The organism is Dactylosporangium sp. NPDC050688 (assembly GCF_040654515.1).
GTDB lineage: Bacteria > Actinomycetota > Actinomycetes > Mycobacteriales > Micromonosporaceae > Dactylosporangium.
In genome coordinates, this window is sequence record NZ_JBFAIC010000094.1 from 1 (window position 1) to 19538 (window position 19538).

Consider the following 19538-nt stretch of genomic DNA (forward strand, 5'->3'; position numbering starts at 1 on the left):
GCGTCGACGGCGGAGCCGGACTCGCCGACGACCTCGATGTCTCCCTCGCGCTCCAGCATCTCGCGCAGGCCGAAGCGGACGACCTCATGGTCGTCCAGGAGGTACACCCGAATCATCCGATTCTCCTTCGTCGCCGCCCATAGTGCCCATCGTCCCGCCGGTGCGGGCCGAAAGACCCTGGGGCTGCGTCCTGTCTACCACGATCCTCGGGGGAACAGGCGTACCAGGTCCGGCGGAAGAGACGACCATGGCTGAGCACACGACATCAGGGAGCGGTCCGGCCGGCAGGTCGCGCCGCGCGGGGATGCTGGCGATCGCCACCGCCGGCTTCGCGGTCAACTTCTGGGCATGGGCGCTGCTCAGCCCGCTGGCGCCGAAGCTCAAGGACGCGCTGCAGCTCAGCCCGCTGCAGCAGGCGCTGCTGGTCGCGGTGCCGGTGGTCGTCGGGTCGCTGGGCCGCATCCCGGTCGGCGCGCTGACCGACCGGTTCGGCGGGCGGGTCATGTTCCCGCTGGTGTCCCTGGCGACGATCGTGCCGGTGCTGTACCTGGGGCTCGCCGGGCAGCACAGCCTGGCCGGGCTGCTCGCCGGCGGGTTCTTCCTCGGCATCGGCGGCACGGCGTTCGCCGTCGGGGTGCCGTTCGTCACCGCCTGGTTCCCGCCCGCGAAGCGGGGGCTGGCCGTCGGGATCTTCGGCATGGGCATGGGCGGCACCGCGATCAGCGCCCTGACCACGGTCAAGCTCGTCGGCGCGTACGGCAGCAGGACGCCGTTCCTGCTCACCGCGGCCGTGCTGGCGGCGTACGCGGCGCTGGCGTGGCTGCTGCTGCGGGACGCGCCCGGGCGTACCGTGCCCGCCGAGCCGCTCAGCCGGCGGCTGGCCGCCACGCTGCGGCTGCGGGTCACGTGGCACGCCTCCGCGCTGTACGCGGTCGCGTTCGGTGGCTACGTCGCCTTCTCCGTGTACCTGCCGGCGTACCTGAAGACCGCGTACGGCCTGACACAGGCGGACGCGGCGAACCGGATGGCGGGCTTCGTGCTGCTTGCGGTGCTGATGCGGCCGGTCGGCGGCTGGCTGTCCGACCGGTTCGAGCCGACCCGGGTGCTCGCCGCGTCCCTGGTCGTCGTCGGCGCCGGCGCCGTCCTCCAGGCGTTCACGCCGCCGCTGGCGCCGCTGGGCACGGTGGCGTTCCTGTCGATGGCTGCGGCGCTCGGCGCCGGCAGCGGCGCGACGTTCGCCCTCGTGGCGCTGCTCGCCCCGGCGAACAAGGTCGGCTCGGTCACGGGTGTCGTCGGTGCCGCGGGCGGGCTCGGCGGTTTCGTCCCGCCGCTGCTCATGGGCGGCATCTACGGTCAGTACGGCTCCTACACGCTGGGCCTCGCGCTGCTCGCGGTCGTCGCGGCGGGTGCCGTGCTGCTGACCACGACGGCGGTGCGCAGGTCGGCGCGGGCCGTCGCCAGCCATGCCTGACCTGGTCGCGAAAGTCCCGGTTTCAGGGTTTCGGTTGCGGTGGTGCCGGCTGGGAACAATTGTGTCTGTATCAGCTCACGATAGGGATTAGGCGATATGTCTGGATCGGTGGAGCAAGCAGGGCGGGCGTTGCTGGCCGTCGGGGGGCTCGTGCGCCGGGCGGAGGTGTCCGCCGACGGGCGGACCCTGCACCAGATCGGCGGCCGCGAGGCCGACGCGTTCTACCGGGATCGCTGGTCCTACGACAAGGTGGTGCGCTCCACCCATGGCGTCAACTGCACCGGCTCCTGCTCGTGGAAGGTGTACGTCAAGGACGGCATCATCACCTGGGAGCAGCAGCAGACCGACTACCCCAGCGTCGGGGCGGACCGCCCGGAGTACGAGCCGCGCGGCTGTCCCCGCGGCGCCGCGTTCTCCTGGTACACGTACTCGCCGACCCGGGTCCGGTACCCGTACGCGCGGGGCGTGCTGGTCGAGATGTTCCGGGAGGCCAAGGCGCGTCACGGCGGGGACCCGGTCGCTGCGTGGGCCGACATCCAGGCCGACCCCGAGCGCCGCCGCCGCTACCAGCGGGCCCGCGGCAAGGGCGGCCTGGTCCGGGTGTCCTGGGACGAGGCGCAGGAGATCGTCGCCGCCGCCCACGTGCACACGATCGCCGAGCACGGCCCGGACCGTGTCGCCGGCTTCTCGCCGATCCCGGCGATGTCGATGGTGTCGCACGCGACCGGCGCCCGGTTCCTGTCGCTGATCGGCGGGTCGATGCTGTCGTTCTACGACTGGTACGCCGACCTGCCGGTCGCCTCGCCGCAGATGTTCGGCGACCAGACCGACGTGCCGGAGTCCGGTGACTGGTGGGACGCCGGTTACCTGATGATGTGGGGCTCCAACGTCCCGGTGACCCGGACCCCGGACGCGCACTGGATGGCCGAGGCCCGCTACCGCGGCCAGAAGGTCGTCGTCGTGTCGCCGGACTACGCCGACAACGTCAAGTTCGCCGACGAGTGGCTGCCCGCCCAGCCGGGCACCGACGGCGCCCTCGCCATGGCGATGGGCCACGTCATCCTCAAGGAGTTCTTCGTCGAGCGCACCACGGAGCGCTTCGCCGACTACGTCTCGCGGTACACGGACCTGCCGTACCTGGTCGCGCTGGAGCCCGTCGACGGCGGCGGCTACCGGCCCGGCAAGTTCCTGACCGCCGCCGACCTGGGGGAGACCGACGCCGAGGCGGCGTTCCGCCCGGCCCTGTGGGACAGCGCCGCGGACGCCGTCGCCGTGCCCGGCGGCTCGCTCGGGCACCGGTACAGCGACGCCGGCGTCGGCCGGTGGAACCTCGACCTCGGCGCGATCGTGCCCCGGCTCAGCTGCGCCGGCGGCGAGGCCGTCGAGGTGAGCCTGCCACGGTTCGACGACGACACCCCGGGGCTGATGCGGCGGGGCGTGCCCACCGCGCGGGTCGCGGGCCGGCTCGTCACCACCGTCTACGACCTGCTGCTCGCCCAGTACGGGGTGGCCCGCCCGGGCCTGCCGGGGCAGTGGCCGGCCGGGTACGACGACGCGACGGTGCCCTACACCCCGGCGTGGCAGGAGCCGATCACCGGCGTGCCGGCCGCGGCCGTGGCCCGCATCGCCCGCGAGTTCGCCGACAACGCCGACCGCTCCGGCGGCCGGTCGATGATCCTGATGGGCGCCGGCACCAACCACTGGTTCCACTCCGACACCACCTACCGCGCGATGCTGGCCCTCACCACGCTCACCGGCTGCCAGGGCGTCAACGGCGGCGGCTGGGCGCACTACGTCGGGCAGGAGAAGTGCCGGCCCGTCACCGGCTGGTCGCACCTGGCGTTCGCGCTGGACTGGTCCCGGCCGCCGCGGCAGATGATCGGCACCGCGTACTGGTACCTGCACACCGACCAGTGGCGCTATGACCACTACACCGCCGACGCGCTCACCTCGCCCCTGGCCAAGGGCGCGTTCGCCGGCCGGCACACCGCCGACCTGCTCGCCCAGTCGGCCCGGCTCGGCTGGATGCCGTCGATGCCGACCTTCGACCGCAACCCCCTCGACGTCGCCGACGAGGCCCTCGCCGCCAGCCCCGACGACCCGGCCGGGCACGTCGCGCGGGAACTGGCCGGCGGCCGGCTCGGGTTCGCCTGCACCGACCCGGACGCGCCACGCAACTGGCCGCGGGTGCTCACCGTGTGGCGGGCCAACCTGCTGGGCTCCTCGGCGAAGGGTAACGAGTACTTCCTGCGCCACCTGCTGGGCACCGACGCCTCGCTGCGCGCCGAGGAAGCGCCGCCGGACCGCCGCCCCAAGGACGTCACCTGGCACGACGAGGCCCCCGAGGGCAAGCTCGACCTGCTGCTGTCGCTGGACTTCCGGATGACCTCCACCACGCTGTTCTCCGACGTGGTGCTGCCGGCCGCGACCTGGTACGAGAAGCACGACCTCAACACCACCGACATGCACCCGTTCATCCACGCGTTCACGCCGGCGATCAGCCCGCCGTGGCAGACCCGTACCGACTTCGACGCCTTCCACGGCATCGCCCGGGCCTTCTCCGAGCTCGCCGGCCCCCGGCTCGGGGTGCGCAAGGACCTGGTCGCGGCGCCGCTGCAGCACGACACGCCCGACGCCCTCGCCACTCCCGGCGGGACCGTGCGGGACTGGAAGACCGGCGAGACCGACCCGGTGCCGGGCCGCACCATGCCGAAGTTCATCGTCGTGGAGCGCGACTACGGCGCGGTCGCGGCGAAGCTCGGCTCGCTCGGCCCGCTGCTGGACCGGCTCGGCACCACCACCAAGGCCGTCACCGTCGACGTCACCCCCGAGGTCGAGCACCTCAAGAAGATCAACGGCACCGTCACCGGCGGCGTCGCCGACGGCCGGCCCCGGCTGGACACCGACATCCGCGCGTGTGAGGCGATCCTCGCCCTGTCCGGCACCACCAACGGCCGTGTGGCCACCGCCGGCTTCGAGTTCCTGGAGCGGCGCACCGGCCAGCGCCTCGCCGACCTCGCCCGCGAGCACGAGGGCAAGCAGATCCGCTTCGCCGACTGCCAGTCCCGGCCGGTACCGGTGATCACCAGCCCCGAATGGTCCGGCAGCGAGCACGGCGGGCGCCGGTACTCCCCCTTCACCATCAACGTCGAGCGGCGCAAACCCTGGCACACGCTGACCGGCCGGCAGCACTTCTACCTCGACCACGACTGGATGCAGGAGCTCGGCGAGGAACTGCCGGTGTTCCGCCCGCCGCTGGACATGCACAAACTGTTCGGGGAGCCGCGGCTCGGGCGCACGGGCGAGCTGGAGCTGACCGTGCGCTACCTCACCCCGCACTCGAAGTGGTCCATCCACTCCGAGTACCAGGACAACCTGATCATGCTGACGCTGTCCCGCGGCGGCCCGACGATGTGGATGAGCGAGCTCGACGCCGCGAAGATCGGGGTCGCCGACAACGACTGGATCGAGGCGGTCAACCGCAACGGCGTCGTGGTCTGCCGGGCCGTCGTCACGCACAAGATGCCCGAGGGCACCGTGTACATGTACCACGCCCAGGAACGCGTCATCGACGTGCCGAAGGCCGAGACGAACGGGCGCCGCGGCGGCATCCACAACTCGCTCACCCGCCTGCTGATCAAGCCGAGCCACATCATCGGCGGGTACGCGCAGCTGTCGTTCGCCTTCAACTACCTCGGCCCGACCGGCAACCAGCGCGACGAGGTCACCGTCATCCGCCGCCGGTCACAGGATGTGGAGTACTGATGAGGGTCATGGCGCAGATGTCGATGGTGATGAACCTCGACAAGTGCATCGGGTGTCACACCTGCTCGGTCACCTGCAAGCAGGCCTGGACGAACCGGTCCGGGGTCGAGTACGTGTGGTTCAACAACGTCGAGTCCCGCCCCGGGCAGGGGTACCCGCGCACCTACCAGGACCAGCAGCGCTGGCAGGGCGGCTGGGTGCGCACCCGCAGCGGCGGGCTCAAACCGCGCTCCGGCGGGCGGATCCGGCGGCTGCTGAGCATCTTCGCCAACCCGAAGCTGCCCGCGATGCAGGACTACTACGAGCCGTGGACCTACGACTACGAGCACCTGCTGACCGCCCCCGCCGGCACCGACACCCCGGTCGCCCGCCCCAAGTCGCTGCTCACCGGGCAGGACACGAAGGTCACCTGGTCGGCGAACTGGGACGACTCCCTCGCCGGCGGCAACGAGATCGCCGCGGGCGACCCGATTTTGCAGCAGCTGTCGCAGCGGGTGCGGCAGGAGTACGAGCAGGCGTTCCTGTTCTTCCTGCCGCGCATCTGCGAGCACTGCCTCAACCCGGCCTGCGCGGCGGCGTGCCCGTCCGGGGCGATCTACAAGCGCGCCGAGGACGGCATCGTGCTCGTCGACCAGGACCGGTGCCGGGGCTGGCGGATGTGTGTCACCGGCTGCCCGTACAAGAAGGTGTACTTCAACCACCGCACCGGCAAGGCCGAGAAGTGCACGTTCTGCTTCCCGCGCATCGAGCTCGGCCAGCCGACCATCTGCTCCGAGACGTGCGTCGGGCGGCTGCGCTACCTCGGGCTCATGCTGTACGACGCCGACCGGGTCGGCCCGGCGGCCGCGGTCAAGGACGAGCGGGCCCTGTACGAGGCGCAGAAGTCGGTGTTCCTGGACCCGAACGACCCGCAGGTCGTCGCCGCGGCCCGCGCCGCCGGCATCCCCGAGGACTGGATCACCGCCGCGCAGCGCTCACCGATCTGGGATCTCATCATGCGGTACCAGGTCGCGCTGCCGCTGCACCCGGAGTACCGCACGATGCCGATGGTCTGGTACATCCCGCCGCTGTCACCGGTCGTCGACGTGCTGCGCGACACCGGCCACGACGGTGAGGACGCCGGCAACCTGTTCGGCGCCGTCGACGCGCTGCGCATCCCGGTGGACTACCTCGCCGGGCTGTTCACCGCCGGCGACCCGGCCCCGGTCACCGCCGTGCTGCGCCGCCTCGCCGCGATGCGCGCCTACCAGCGGCGGATCAACCTCGGCGAGGAGCGCGACGAGTCCATCGCCGCCGGCGTCGGCATGACCGGCCGGCAGATGGACGACATGTACCGGCTCCTCGCGATCGCCAAGTACGAGGAGCGTTACGTGATCCCGGCCGCGCACCCCGAGCTGCTGGAGGACGCCCACCGCCTGGAGCAGCTCGCCACCGAGTGCAGCCTCGACGGGGGACCGTTCGGCGAGGCGTCCGGCACGCCCGCCCCGATCTCCGTGGAGAACTTCCACATGCTGCGCAACCGGCAGACCGCCGACACCACCGCCGCGCCGGACGACAAGCAGACCCGGGTGAACCTGCTCAACTGGGACGGCAAGGGCCGCCCCGAAGGGCTCTTCCCGCCGAACGGCAACGGTGACCGGTCATGACCGGCCCGCAGCGGAGCGAGGAGCCGGGCATCATGAGCGCAGTTTCAAGGTCAGGGCGGCGCCGGAGCGCAGCGGAGGTGACGTCATGACCGAACACGCCTGGCGGCCGGTTGCCGCGCGTGCCGCGTCGCTGCTGCTGCGCTACCCGGACCGGGACACCCTCGAGGTCCTGCCGACGCTGCTGCGGGCGCTCGACGCGCTGCCGTCCGCGGTCGCGGCGCGGCTGCGGCCCGTCGCCGAGCACCGGGCCGGCACCGGCCAGGGCCGGCTCGCCGACGACTACGTGCAGCTGTTCGACTTCCGGCGGCGCTGCTGCCTGTACCTGACGTACTACACCGCCGGCGACACCCGCCGCCGCGGCGAGGCGCTGGTGCTGTTCACCGCCGGCTACAAGGCCGCCGGCGTCGAGGTCGTCGGCGGTGAGCTGCCCGACTACCTGCCCGCGGTGCTGGACCTGGCCGCGGTCCACGACGGCGGCTGGCGGCTGCTGCGCGAGAACCGGGTCGGCCTCGACCTGCTCGCCAGCGCGCTGGAGGGCGCCGTGTACGGCCACGCCGTCGAGGCCGTCCGGGCGATGCTGCCGCCGCCGCAGCCCGGCGACATCGCCGCCGCCGTCCGGCTCGCGCAGACCGGGCCGCCGGTCGAGCAGGTCGGCCTCGAACCGTTCGGACTTGTCGACACCACCGGAGGGCGACGGTGAACATCGCATTGTGGGTCGTGTACCCGTACCTGACGATCGCCGTGCTCGTCGGCGGCGTGATCTGGCGCTACCGCTACGACAAGTTCGGCTGGACCACCCGCTCCTCGCAGCTGTACGAGTCGGCGGTGCTGCGCTGGGGCAGCCCGCTGTTCCACTTCGGCGTCCTGATGGTCCTGATCGGGCACATCGGCGGGCTGCTGATCCCGAAGTCGTGGACGGAGGCCGTCGGCATCACCGAGCACGCCTACCACCTGGCGGCCGTGTTCATCGGCACCGTCGCCGGCCTGTGCACGATCATCGGCCTGGCGATCCTCATCGCCCGGCGCCGGCTGACCGGCCCGGTCTTCGCCGCGACCACGAAGAACGACAAAGCCATGTACGTCGTGCTGTTCGCCGTCATCGCCCTGGGCCTGCTCGCCACGGTGCGGGCCAACGTCTCCGGCGACGGGTACGACTACCGCGAGACCGTCTCGCCGTGGCTGCGGTCCCTGTTCTACTTCAGCCCCGACCCCGAGCAGATGGCCGGGGTGCCGTTCGGGTTCAAGGCACACATCGTCATGGCGTTCGCGCTGTTCGCGTTCTGGCCGTTCACCCGGCTCGTGCACGCGTTCAGCGCCCCGGTCGGCTACCTCACCCGCCCGTACGTCGTCTACCGCAGCCGCGACGCCCGCCCGGGGTTGCGGCCGAACCGGCCCGGCTGGGAGGGCCCGCCGAAGCTGCCCGCCGACACCAAGGGCCGCCGCGGCTGACCCGGGCCGGCCGGACGTCATCCGGGTCGGAGCACGTCATGACGGGGGAGGGGGTGTAAAGACCGCCTCAGCGGGCATCATGCGCGGACGTCCAGGACACGGGGCACAGGCCGCAGTGCGGGCCCGACAGCACGATCGCCGGCGGCCTTTCCGGAGGTTGCCATGATCACCACAACGACCTGGTCGGTAGCGACATTCGAGGCCGCCGTCGGCGATGCCGTCCTGGCACCTTCGATCCACAACACCCAGCCGTGGCGGTTCCGGCGCACCGCGGACGGCATCGACGTCTCGGTCGACGAGGACCGCCTGCTGCCGATGTGCGACCCGGACGGGCGGGCGGCCCGGGTCTCGTGCGGTGCCGCCGTGTACAACCTGCGGCTGGCACTGGCCGTCGCCGGCGCCCCGGCACGGTGGAGGGTCCGCCCCGGCGGCTCGGTGGCCCGTCTCGTGCCGGCGGGGAGCAAGCCGGCCACCCCGACGGAGCGCGGCCTGCACCGGCAGATCCGGCGCCGGCACACCAACCGGTCGCCGTTCTCCGAGGCCGGGGTCGAGCCGGCGCTGATGGTCCAGCTGGTGGAGGCGGCCGCCGGTGAGGGCGGCTGGCTGCACGTCGTCGACGACGAGACCACCGTTTGGGAGATCGCCGCGCTCACCCGCCGGGCCGACGCGCAGCTGAACGCCGACCCCGCCTACGTGGCGGAGCTGCGCGCCTGGGCGTCCCGCACCGACGACAGCGTGGAGGGCATCGGCCGCAGCGCCAGTGGCGCCGCGCCGCACGAGGCCGAGCTGATGGTCCGCCGCGACTTTGGCGGCCCGAGCCGGCGACTCGCCCGCGACACCACGGTGAGCCCGGTGCTCGCCGTCCTCGGGTACCAGGGCGAGCACCGCACCCATGAGTTCCAGGCGGGCATGGTCCTGCAGCGGGTACTGCTGCGCGCCGCCGACCTCGGCCTGGCCACGGCCATCTACTCGCAGCCGATCGAGGTGCCGTCCATCCGCGAACAGCTGCGGCTGGTGCTGGCCCGTGCGTACGCCCCGCAGCTGGTCCTGCGGTTCGGGTACGCGCCGACGACCTGCTACACGAACCGCCGCTCGGTGCGCGACGTCATCGACCGGTGAGCCGGGCCGCCCGCGGCCGCCGGGTGATGCGCGGGCTCACCCTCCGGGCATGATTTGCGCCCCCGGCCTGGCACCGCCCAGTGGGCCGAAACACGCTGGAACAAGGCGCGGGAACGGCGCCGCGGGGGCCACGTGACGTTCCCGGCACCGGCGAGCAACGGGGCGGAGGAGGCGGTGTGGGCCGCGCTGCGATTGTTGTCGGAGTGGACGGCGCGGCGGCGTCGCTGGACGCCGTTCGGTGGGCGGCGGCCGAGGCGGGCCTCCGGCAGGTGCCGCTGGAAGTGCTGCTGGCCTACCACTGGCGGGTGCCGCTGACCGCGTTCGCACCGACCGCGGCGCTCGCCGAGTCCGCGGGGCGACACGCCCGGGAGATGGTCGACCAGGCCGCCCGGGAGGCGCGGGCGACGGCACCGGGCATCACCGTGACCGGGACCGCGGCGATCGGCCGACCCGCGCCGGCCCTGCTGCAGGCGGCCGACGGCGCGGTGATGCTGGTCGTCGGCACCCGGAGCCACCACGCCGTGACGGGCGCCCTGCTCGGCTCGGTCAGCCAGCAGGTGGCGGCGCACGCGGGCTGCCCGGTCGCGGTCGTGCGCGGGCGGGCCGATCCCAGTGGCAGTGTGCTGGTCGGTGTCGACGGCGCGCCGTCCGCGGTGCAGGTGACCCGCTCGGCGTTCGCCGAGGCGCGGCTGCGCGGCTGTGACCTGCTGGCGGTGCGGGCGGTGGAGACCCCGATGGCGCCGTACACGGTCGGCATGCCCCCGCTGATGTACGACACGGCCGAGGTCCGCCGGTCGCTGACCGAGGAGGCGACCCGCCTGGTGGCCGCCATCGGCGCCGACTACCCGGACGTGCCGTGGGAGCTGCACGGCGTCGACGGCGACGCCGCCGAGGTGCTGGTGCGCCGGTCACGCGCCGTCCAGCTGGCCGTCGTCGGCAGTCGCGGCCACGGCGGGTTCGCCGGGCTGCTGCTCGGATCCGTCGGCCTGCACCTGCTGCACCGCGCGGAGTGCCCGGTGCTCGTCGTGCGGGGCGGAGCGGCACCGGGAGAGGAGTCCTGATGGGATACCGGTACGGGCCCGTCGTCGTGGGTGTCGACGGCTCCGCCGACAGCGTCGGTGCGCTGCGGTGGGCCGCGGACGAGGCCTGCCGCAACAGCCGGGAGCTGCTCGCCGTGCACGTGCTCGATCCGGCGGTGCAGTGGGGCGGGCGCGACGGCGCCCCCGGCATCGCCACCCGGGCGGCCGAGGAGGCGTTCCGGTGGCGGCCCGGCGTCTGCGCGACCGGCGTGACCGAGCGCGGCGCCCCCGCCGAGGTGCTGCGCGGCCACACGCAGCAGTCCCGGCTCGTCGTCGTGGCCAGCCACGGCACCGGACGCAACATGGCGGCGCCGCTCGGCTCCGTCTGCGATGCGCTCTGCGCGACGGCGCACTGCCCGGTCCTCGTCGTGCACGCTGCGCGGCGCTGGGCCGACCCGTCCGCCGTGCTGCCTGACGGCGGACCCGTGGTGGTCGGGTTCGACGGGTCCGACTCCGCCCGTCGCGCGCTGCGGCTCGCGTTCGAGGAGGCGGCCGCCCGCAGCCGGCGGATCGTGGTCATCCAGGCCTGGCAGCATCCGCAGCTGTGGCGGCCCGGCGAGCGGCGCCCGGACGAGCACCACGGCCCCGACCTGACCGTCGACGAGTCGGCGGTGCACGAGGCGCTCGCCGCGGCCGCCGAGCCGTGGCGCGCCAAGTTCCCGCTGGTGGGGGTGGAGCTGCGCAGCGAGCCGGGCGATCCCGTCGAGGCGCTGACCGTCGCGTCCCAGTGGGCGATGCTCATGGTCCTCGGCACGCGGTGCCCGACCGACGCGGTCCAGCCGCCCAACCCGTCGGTGATGTACCGGGTGCTGCGCACCATGGCCTGTCCGGCGCTCATCGCGCACGGCACCACCGCGTACGCCCGGCCGGTCCAGCCGACCAGCTCGCGGTGACGGTTCAGGAGGGATCCATGAACGAACCCGGGCCGGCCGGCACGTCCGTCGTCGTGGGCGTCGACGGGTCGGCGGACAGCGCGCTGGCGGTGCGGTGGGCGGCTGCCGACGCCGTGCGGCGGGGGCGCGCCCTGCACCTGCTGCACGCCGCCTACGACTGGCGGCAGTTCGCCTATCCGCAGGAGTTCGCGGGCCGGGCACTGCACGTGGCCGACGACGCCGAGGTCAGGCAGGCGTCCGCGGGCGTCCTCGCCGACGCGGTCATGCAGGCGCAGGACGTCGAGCCGGACCTGCCGATCACCACGGCGACCACGGTACAGCCGGCCGTGACAGCACTGATGGAGGCGGCGCGGCACGCCGCGCTGGTCGCCGTCGGCAGCCGAGGGCTGAGCGGGTTCGCGGCGCTGCTGGTCGGCTCGACGGGCGCGCAGCTGGCCGCCCACGCCGCCTGCCCGGTCGTGATCGTCCGCCGCAGGGAGGGCCGGGAAGGTCCGCACGCCGGCCGGGTCGTCGTCGGGATCGACGGGTCGCACCACGCCGGGCACGCCCTCGGGTTCGCGTTCGAGCAGGCCGCCTTCCGCGACATCGGGCTGACGGCGGTGCACGTGTACCGGTGGCCGGCCGGCGGCCCGCCCGACGACATGCTGCCGCTGTGCTACGACCCCGACGACCTCCGCGACGACGAACAATGCCTGGCCGCCGAGTCGATGTCCGGGTGGCGCGAGCGGTACCCGGAGGTGGAGGTCCGCCTCGACACGGTGTCCGGCCGGGCCGGTGGTGTGCTCGCCGAGCTGTCGGCGGGCGCGCAGCTGCTCGTCGTCGGCGCCCGGGGCAAGGGCGGGTTCACCGGGCTCAGGCTCGGCTCGGTCAGCCACGCCGCCGTCCATCACGCGTCGTGTCCCGTAGCGGTCGTGCACGAGCCGCGCGGCTGAACCCGCCGCTTCATCTTTTGGGAGTGACGTGCCGGGTGCCGGTGCGGCGGCACTGTGGAATTCCGGACGGCACAGGGCTCCGGGCCGCTACCAGGCGGGCGTGCACGCGGGCGGCGGTCCGGCCCGGCGCCGTCGACAACGCGAACCCGGGGAGCGGCAGACACCATGGATGATCTTCCTGACGCCGGTGCGGCGCCGCTGTTCCGGGCCGCGGCGGAGGCTCGCCTCGCGCCGTCCATCCTCAACACCCAGCCCTGGCGGTGGCACGTCGACGGCGGGCACCTCGACCTGTACGCGGACCCGGACCGGCAGCTCACCGGGCTCGACCCGGACGGCCGGCTGCTCATCCTGAGCTGCGGCGCCGCCCTGCACCACGCCGAGGTGTCGCTGACGGCGCGCGGCTACGAGCCGGCCGTGCAGCGGACCGGGCAGGCCGGTGACGACCGCTGGCTCGCCCGGATCGACGTCGGTGGTGCGCATCCGGTACGCGCGCAGGACGTCGAGGCGTGGCGCAGCATGCGCCGGCGGTGCACCGATCGGCGGCCGTTCCGGGCGACGGGTCCCGTGCCCGCCGCGGCCGTCGCGGCGCTGGGTGCGGCGGCGGAGGGGGCGGACACCTGGCTGCACCGGGTGGAGCCGGAGCAGGTCACGTATGTGAGGGCCGCCGCCCAGGGCGCGCAGACCATCGAGAGCAAGGACGAGCGGTCCGTGCAGGACCTGCGGGACTGGGCCGGGCGCGATCCCGCGCTCGGCGAGGGGGTGCCGGCCGCCACCGTGGTGGCGCCGGTCGGCAGGCCCGTCCCGCTGCGCGGCTTCGAGGTCACCGGCGAGCTGACGTCCGACCCGGGCCCGGGCGACGACCGCTTCGCCGAGTACCTGATCGTCGCCACCACCAGGGACGACCCGGTCGACTGGCTGCGGGCGGGCGAGGCGACCAGCGCCGTGTGGCTCGCCGCCACCACGCTCGGGCTGGCCGTCTCGCCCCTGAGCGACGTCGTCGAGGTGCCGGGCGCCCGCGTGCTGCTGCGCAGCCTGCTGCACCGGCCGGGCCATCCGCAGATCGTGCTGCGGGTCGGCGTCGCCGCCGGCACCGCGCCCCCGGCCGCGACCCGGCGCCGCCGGGCCAGTGACGTCGTGCGCCGTGACCGGCCCGCACCGGTCTGATGCCGGTCTGCCGCGAGCCCGGCTGGGCGGATCGGGACTTCCGGCCCCGGGCGTGCCGGTTCGCGGCGGAACGGGACTTCCGGCCCTGGGCGCCCCGGTTCGCGGCGGCAGAGGCTGGAGACGCAGACGGGTCCCGGGCCGCCCGGTGGCACATGGCACCGGCGCCGCGGGACGGCGCGAGGAAGTGGGGTGATCGCAGTGAGCACGTTGCGTACCGAACCGACGGGACGGGTGCCGGCCGCTCCGCCGGCCACGGCGGACCGGATCGCGGTCGGCGTCGAGGCCAGCCGTAGCGGCCTGGCGGCGCTCGAGTGGGCCACCGAGGAGACGGCGAGGACGGGCGCCCACCTGACCGTCTGCCACGTGCAGGGACACGACGACGATGTCGTGACGTCCGACCTGCGGACCCTGGGGCTGACCCGCCCGGACCTGGAGCGGTACATCCGCCGGAGCCGGCAGCGGGTCGGTGCCGGGCACTGCTCGGTCGAGCTGCCGCCCGGCGACCTGGTCCCCGTGTTGCTGGCGCTGAGCGGGCGGGCCGACCTGCTGGTCGTCGGCAGCCGCAACAAGGCCGACCCGCTGCACCGCTCCGTCGCCTCGCGGCTGGCGGCGCAGGCACACTGCCCGGTGGTGATCGTCCGGCCCATCCTGGGCCACGAGGCCGCGCCGTTCGCCGGTCACGTCGTGGTCGGCGTGGACGGCACTCCGGCGTCGTCGGCGGCGGTCCGGCTCGCCTTCGCGTACGCCGAGCGCCACGGCCGCTCGGTGACGGCGGTCCACGTCGACGACCGGCGCCCCGGCGACTTCTGGTTCGACGACCGGTTCCTCGAGACCCACTTCACCGTCGAACCGCCCGGCCTGGACCTGCTCGCCCGCGCCGTCGAGCCGGTCGCCGCGCGGTACCCGCGCGTCCCGGTGCAGCGCGCCGTGTACGGCGGCGACCCGGTGGCCGGCCTGCGCCGCGCCGCTGCCGCGGCCACGTTGCTCGTGCTGGGCCGGCACGGCAACCGCCGCCCCGCGCCGATGCGCCTCGGCTCGACCAGCCAGGCGTTCGCGTCCCGGGCGGCCTGCGTGGTGGCGGTGGTGCCGGACGACACCCGGCCGGGCTGATCAGGCGTTCGAGCCGGCCGTGCGCGGTCGCGGCAAAAAAATGGGACGGGAGCAGTGATACGGGACGGGAGCAGTGATACGGGACGGGAGCAGTGATACGGGACGGGAGCAGTGATACGGGACGGGAGGCAGTGATATGGCACGGGAGGCAGCGATGTTGCCCGAGGGCCGAACCTTCGCCGACCGGGACGACGCCGGCCGGCAACTGGCGCACCAGCTGGACCACCTGCGCGGCCGTGACGTCGTGGTGCTGGGCCTGCCACGCGGCGGCGTGCCGGTCGCCGGCAAGGTCGCCGAGTCGTTGCACGCCCCGCTGGACGTGATCGTCGTGCGCAAGCTCGGCGTCCCGCGCCGGCCCGAGCTCGGCATGGGTGCGCTGGGCGAGGAGGGCGTGCGCATCCTCAACCCCGAGGTCATCGGCGCCGCCGGGGTCGGCGACGCCGAGATCGCCGCGGTGGAACAGACCGAACGCGCCGCGTTGCACCGCAGGGTCCGGCTGCTGCGCGGTGACCGGCCACCGGCCCGCCTCGCCGGGCGGACGGCGGTCGTCGTCGACGACGGCGTCGCCACCGGGTCCACTGCCCGGGCAGCCTGCCAGGTGGCCCGGGCGCGCGGCGCCGAGCACGTCGTCCTCGCCGTGCCGGTCGCGGCGGCCGAGGCGGTCGAGTCGCTGCGCCGGGACTGCGACGAGGTGGTCTGCGTCCAGAGCCCGACCTGGCTGTGGTCGGTCGGGCAGTGGTACGAGAACTTCACCCAGACCACCGACGACGAGGTGCGCGACCTGCTCGCCCAGGCCCCGCCACCGGGCGACGGCGCGGACTCGCCGCCGGGTGACACCGCGGCCCCGCCGCCCGGCGACGCGGCGGCAGTGGCGCAGGAGTGTGACGTCGTCGCCTGCCCGCACACGCTGGGCCTGCCGGGACACCTGACCGTGCCGGCCGGGGCGACCGGGCTGGTGATGTTCGTGCACGGCAGCGGGAGCAGCCGGCACAGCCCGCGCAACCGGTACGTCGCCTCGGTGCTGCACCGGGCGGGCCTGGGCACGCTGCTGTTCGACCTGCTGACGGCCGGCGAGGCGGCGCAGCGGGCCAACGTGTTCGACATCGGCCTGCTCGCCGCCAGGCTCACCGAGGTGACCGCCTGGGTGCGCGGCGAGCCGTGGGGCGCGACCATGCCGATCGGCTGGTTCGGCGCCAGCACCGGCGCCGCCGCGGCGCTGTGGGCAGCGGCCGCCCCGGACGCCGGCGTCGCCGCGATCGTGTCCCGCGGCGGCCGGCCCGACCTCGCACAGGGCCGGCTGCCCGCGGTCACCGCCGCCACCCTGCTCGTCGTCGGCGGCCTGGACACCCGGGTCCTGGAGCTCAACCGGGCCGCGCAACGCCAGCTGCGGTGCGTCAACGACCTGGTCGTGGTGCCCGGGGCGACCCACCTGTTCGAGGAGCCCGGCACCCTCACCGCCGCCGCTCAGCACGCCGAACGCTGGTTCCTCGAGCACCTCTTCACGTCGCCCGGGTGACGGCGGGTCCGCCGGGTCGGGAGCAATATGGGAGACGACCGACGAGCGACGGAGGTCTGAGGCATGACGTCAACCAAGAGCGACGTGTTCGACCGGGCCACCCGCACCTCACACGCTTGGCTCGACGCGGTCGCCGCCGAACTCGGTACGTCCGACACCCACGCCGCGTACCGCATCCTGCGCGCGTGGATGCACACGTTTCGTGACCGGCTGCCGGTCGACAAGTCGGCCGACTTCGCCGCCGGCCTGCCGGAGCTGCTGCGTGGCGTCTACTTCGAGGGCTGGCGCCCTGGGCACGTGCCCGTGAAGTTCGGCGCGGAGGAGTACCGCAGGCGCTTCGCTGAGGAGGCCGGGATCACGACGGCCGAGGTGGCGGAGGTGGCGCCCGTGGTGACCGGCGCGCTGCGGGGGCAGCTCGCCACCGGGCAGCTCGACCGGGCGCTGGCGCAGCTGCCGAGCGCGGTGCGTGGCCTGGTGGACGGTGACGGCCGGACGGCGGGCGACGGCGGCCGCGACGCGTGGATCCGCGCGCTCGACGTGCAGATGGAGGAGCTCGTCACGGCGGTCAAGACACTGACCCACAGCCTGCAGCACCCACCGGACGGCCGCGACGGTGGCACCGGGCCGGCACCGAAGGCGGCGGCCGCACGGACCGCCGGGCCGAGCGGCTCGTCCCCGCTCGGGTGGACCGACTGACGCGGCCCGGACCAGTCACGCGAACCTACGTACGCCGCCCGGCCCGTCCGGGCGGCGCACCGGCGCGTCAGCCGGGGCGGCGCAGGCCCGCCGCGGGAGGCAACGGCGGTGGGCTGTCCTCGGCCACCAACAGCCCGAGGTCGAGCGCTGCCCGGACGGCGTCGCGGCGGCGGTGCACCGCCAGCTTGCGGTAGATGGACGCGGTGTGGGTCTTCACCGTGTTGAGGGACAGGTGCAGCACGGCGGCGATCTCCGGGACGGTCCGATGCCCCGGCAGGTGGTGCAGCACGGCCAGCTCGCTCGGGGTGAGCTGCGGGTTGTCGTCGCCGGCCGGCGGGGCATCACCGGCCGGCGGGGCAGCGCCAGCCGGCAGCCCCCCGACGGTGTCCGCCGCGGTGGTGGCGGGCTGGTCCTGGCGCGGTAGGCCGGCGTCGGCCTCGGCGCGGAACGGATGCCGGATCTGCTCGGCGGCCGCCCGTTGTAGTGCCTGCTGGCGCAGGTCGGTGGCGGCGGGGAGGTCGCGGGCCAGCAGCGCCCGCCGGGACAGCACCAGCAGGATCTCGATCTGGTGGGACAGTGACGTGCCCGGGTCGTCGAGGAACGGGCGCAGGAGGCCGTCGACGTCGCCGCCGTCATGCAGTATGAGCTTCGCGGACGTGACCGCGGCGGCGGTCGCCGGGACCTCGGCGGCGTCGGTGTGCCAGTGCCGCCTGGCCTGATCGGCGCGGCCGGTGGCGATCAGCAGCTCGGTGCGCAGCACGTGCGCCGCCCAGTGGGGCACCAGATGCCTGTCGTCGCCGTCGGCGATGAGCTCCTGGACGTGTTCGAGGGCCGCGGCGAAGTCCTGCCGCTGCTGCAGCAGCAACGCGGCCTGCAGGCGCTGGCCGGCGACCAGCGCCGGCACCGACTGCCACAGCTCGACCGCGAGCGCGTCGAGGTGCCGCAGGGCCGCGTCCCGGTCGCCGCGCTGGACAGCGACCTCGGCCAGGGTCAGCCGCGCCCATCCCTCGTCGACGGAGCCGACGACGCCGTCCGCCCGGACGATGCCGCGCAGCTGTTCGGCGGCGCGGGCGGCGTCGCCGAGCCTCCCCGCCATCCGCTCGGTCACCATGTGCAGGCGCAGCACCATGCTCTGCGCGACGGGTCCGGCGCTCGCCTGTGCCCGGTACGCGGACAACGCCTGCCGGGCGGCCGTGCAGTCGCCCCTGCGGATCAGCTGCCAGATGGTGGTGACCGTGCTCGGCGACACGCCGGTGAAGCGGGTGTTGCGCTTGCGGTCGATCGTGGCGCGGTCCGGGTGCCCGGCGCTCGGGAAGGCGCGGTTGACGGGCCGCCAGCGCGGCTCCGGGAAGCGCGACGGTTCGTCGCCGTCCACGGCCGGGTGCAGCAGGGCGAAGGCATACGCGAGCGCCTTGTCGCCGGCCAGCGACGACCACGGCCGGGGCACCGTCGCGGTCGCCGCGGCCTGGCCGGCCGCCGCGCGGATGGCGTCGTCGTGCCGGTAGGCCAGGCGCACCGCGAGCGACCGGTCCGCCGCGGCCAGGGCGTGCCGGAGCGCCTCCGGGTAGAGGTCGTGCCCGGCGTACCAGGAGGCCGCCGCGCCGTGCAGCCGCCGTACCCGGGCCGGGTCCCGCTGCGACAGCGCCACGTACAGGTCGGTGCGCCACATCCGCGGGAAGTGGAACCAGGCGGAGCCGGGTTCGAGCGGCACGGCGAACATCTCGTCACGGGCGAGCCCCGCGAGGACGTCCGCGGCGTCGGGCCGCCCGGTGACGGCCGCGAACAGGTCGGCGCAGACCGTGTCGACGACGCTGGCGTCGAGGACGGCCTGCCGGACGTCCGCCGGGCACCCGTGCAGCACGTCGTGCAGGACGTACTCCGCCAGGCCGGCGCCGTTGCCCTGGAGCCGGTCGATGACGGTGCCGGCGTCGTACGGTGCCGCGGCCAGCGCGGTGATCGCGACCATGAGCCCGCCCGCCCAGCCGCCGGTGAGGGCGTAGAGCCGCCGGCACTCCGCCGGGGGCAGGTCCAGCCCGCGCAGCCGGCAGACGGCGGCCGTCTCCGCAGCGGTGAAGGCGAGATCCCGGCCGTGCAGCGCCGGGGTACGGTCCCGCACCGGCGCGACCGCGCGTGCCGGACCGTCGGGCGGGGCGTGCCGGCCGACCAGGACGGCCCGCACCGAGCCGGTGCGGGCCACGACGTGGCGCACCTGTGGCAGGAAGCGCGGGTCGGCGACGGTCTCCGTGCCGTCGAGCACGACGGTCGTCCTGCCGTCCGGGCCGGCGGGGGAGGCGTCGATCAGGCGGTGACAGAGCTCATCGACCGTGCCGGCCGCGGCCGGCCACCACGAGGGTGCCCGGGACGGCGCCTGCCACCAGGCGGCTGCCCCTGTGCCGTGCAGGTCCACGTGCACCACGCGGTCCACCCGGTCGGGCGTGTCGATCCAGTGCGACACCAGGTCGGACTTGCCGGATCCGGCGGGTGCGTAGATCGCCGCGACCGGGTGCCGGGCCAGCAGCGTCGCCGCGTCGTGCAGCCGCGGACGGTGCAGATGCGCCCGGCCGGCCTCGGCGGGCCGCGGTAATCGGGCGATCTCGTCGTTCTCGGGAACAGCATTCATGGTGACTCCTCAATGGGCGGACATCGACGGAGTTTCTTGACTGAGTACCAGTGGTAATGATCGTCGGCAAGAGACGAA

13 protein-coding genes and 2 pseudogenes are annotated in these 19538 nt (G+C 74.3%); 13 read left to right on the forward strand and 2 right to left on the reverse strand.

Annotated elements, in window-relative coordinates:
* A pseudogene (locus AB0H83_RS46795) lies at positions 1 to 116 on the reverse strand (DNA-binding response regulator); the annotation flags it as partial.
* Positions 117 to 247: 131 nt separating this feature from the next.
* Here AB0H83_RS46795 and AB0H83_RS46800 point away from each other — a divergent pair.
* The 13 genes and pseudogenes from AB0H83_RS46800 (at position 248) to AB0H83_RS46860 (ending at position 16840) form a co-directional block, all read left to right on the forward strand.
* Positions 248 to 1471: an MFS transporter gene (locus tag AB0H83_RS46800; RefSeq protein WP_360108731.1), complete on the forward strand. Its 1224-nt coding sequence runs from the start codon at positions 248 to 250 to the stop codon at positions 1469 to 1471.
* A gap of 96 nt (positions 1472 to 1567) precedes the next feature.
* Complete coding sequence (locus tag AB0H83_RS46805) at positions 1568 to 5236, forward strand: nitrate reductase subunit alpha (RefSeq protein ID WP_360108733.1); 3669 nt, start codon at positions 1568 to 1570, stop codon at positions 5234 to 5236.
* Positions 5236 to 6882, forward strand: coding sequence for a nitrate reductase subunit beta (gene narH, locus AB0H83_RS46810; RefSeq protein ID WP_360108736.1), 1647 nt, complete (start codon positions 5236 to 5238; stop codon positions 6880 to 6882). Before AB0H83_RS46805 ends, narH begins: the two co-directional genes overlap by 1 nt.
* An 85-nt stretch (positions 6883 to 6967) precedes the next feature.
* Complete coding sequence (narJ, locus tag AB0H83_RS46815; RefSeq protein WP_360108739.1) at positions 6968 to 7582, forward strand: nitrate reductase molybdenum cofactor assembly chaperone; 615 nt, start codon at positions 6968 to 6970, stop codon at positions 7580 to 7582.
* Positions 7579 to 8331: a respiratory nitrate reductase subunit gamma gene (gene narI / locus AB0H83_RS46820; protein WP_360108742.1), complete on the forward strand. Its 753-nt coding sequence runs from the start codon at positions 7579 to 7581 to the stop codon at positions 8329 to 8331. Before narJ ends, narI begins: the two co-directional genes overlap by 4 nt.
* 162 nt (positions 8332 to 8493) lie before the next feature.
* Positions 8494 to 9450: a nitroreductase gene (locus AB0H83_RS46825; RefSeq protein ID WP_360108745.1), complete on the forward strand. Its 957-nt coding sequence runs from the start codon at positions 8494 to 8496 to the stop codon at positions 9448 to 9450.
* A 176-nt stretch (positions 9451 to 9626) separates the two neighbouring features.
* Positions 9627 to 10511, forward strand: coding sequence for a universal stress protein (locus AB0H83_RS46830; protein WP_360108748.1), 885 nt, complete (start codon positions 9627 to 9629; stop codon positions 10509 to 10511).
* On the forward strand, positions 10511 to 11422 hold the full coding sequence (locus AB0H83_RS46835) for a universal stress protein (RefSeq protein ID WP_360108751.1): 912 nt from the start codon (positions 10511 to 10513) through the stop codon (positions 11420 to 11422). Before AB0H83_RS46830 ends, AB0H83_RS46835 begins: the two co-directional genes overlap by 1 nt.
* A 17-nt stretch (positions 11423 to 11439) precedes the next feature.
* Positions 11440 to 12354: a universal stress protein gene (locus AB0H83_RS46840; protein ID WP_360108754.1), complete on the forward strand. Its 915-nt coding sequence runs from the start codon at positions 11440 to 11442 to the stop codon at positions 12352 to 12354.
* 165 nt (positions 12355 to 12519) lie between these two features.
* Positions 12520 to 13518: a nitroreductase family protein gene (locus AB0H83_RS46845; RefSeq protein ID WP_360108757.1), complete on the forward strand. Its 999-nt coding sequence runs from the start codon at positions 12520 to 12522 to the stop codon at positions 13516 to 13518.
* A 198-nt stretch (positions 13519 to 13716) separates the two neighbouring features.
* Positions 13717 to 14628 (forward strand): universal stress protein, encoded by a 912-nt coding sequence (locus AB0H83_RS46850; protein ID WP_360108760.1) that lies wholly within the window; start codon positions 13717 to 13719, stop codon positions 14626 to 14628.
* A 154-nt stretch (positions 14629 to 14782) separates the two neighbouring features.
* Positions 14783 to 15403, forward strand: a pseudogene (locus AB0H83_RS46855) (phosphoribosyltransferase family protein); the annotation flags it as partial.
* A gap of 804 nt (positions 15404 to 16207) precedes the next feature.
* Positions 16208 to 16840, forward strand: coding sequence for a DUF2267 domain-containing protein (locus AB0H83_RS46860; RefSeq protein ID WP_360108763.1), 633 nt, complete (start codon positions 16208 to 16210; stop codon positions 16838 to 16840).
* Between the two features lie 67 nt (positions 16841 to 16907).
* Here AB0H83_RS46860 and AB0H83_RS46865 read toward each other — a convergent pair whose 3' ends face one another.
* Complete coding sequence (locus AB0H83_RS46865) at positions 16908 to 19460, reverse strand: LuxR C-terminal-related transcriptional regulator (protein WP_360108766.1); 2553 nt, start codon at positions 19458 to 19460, stop codon at positions 16908 to 16910.
* Between the last annotated feature and the right edge of the window lie 78 nt (positions 19461 to 19538).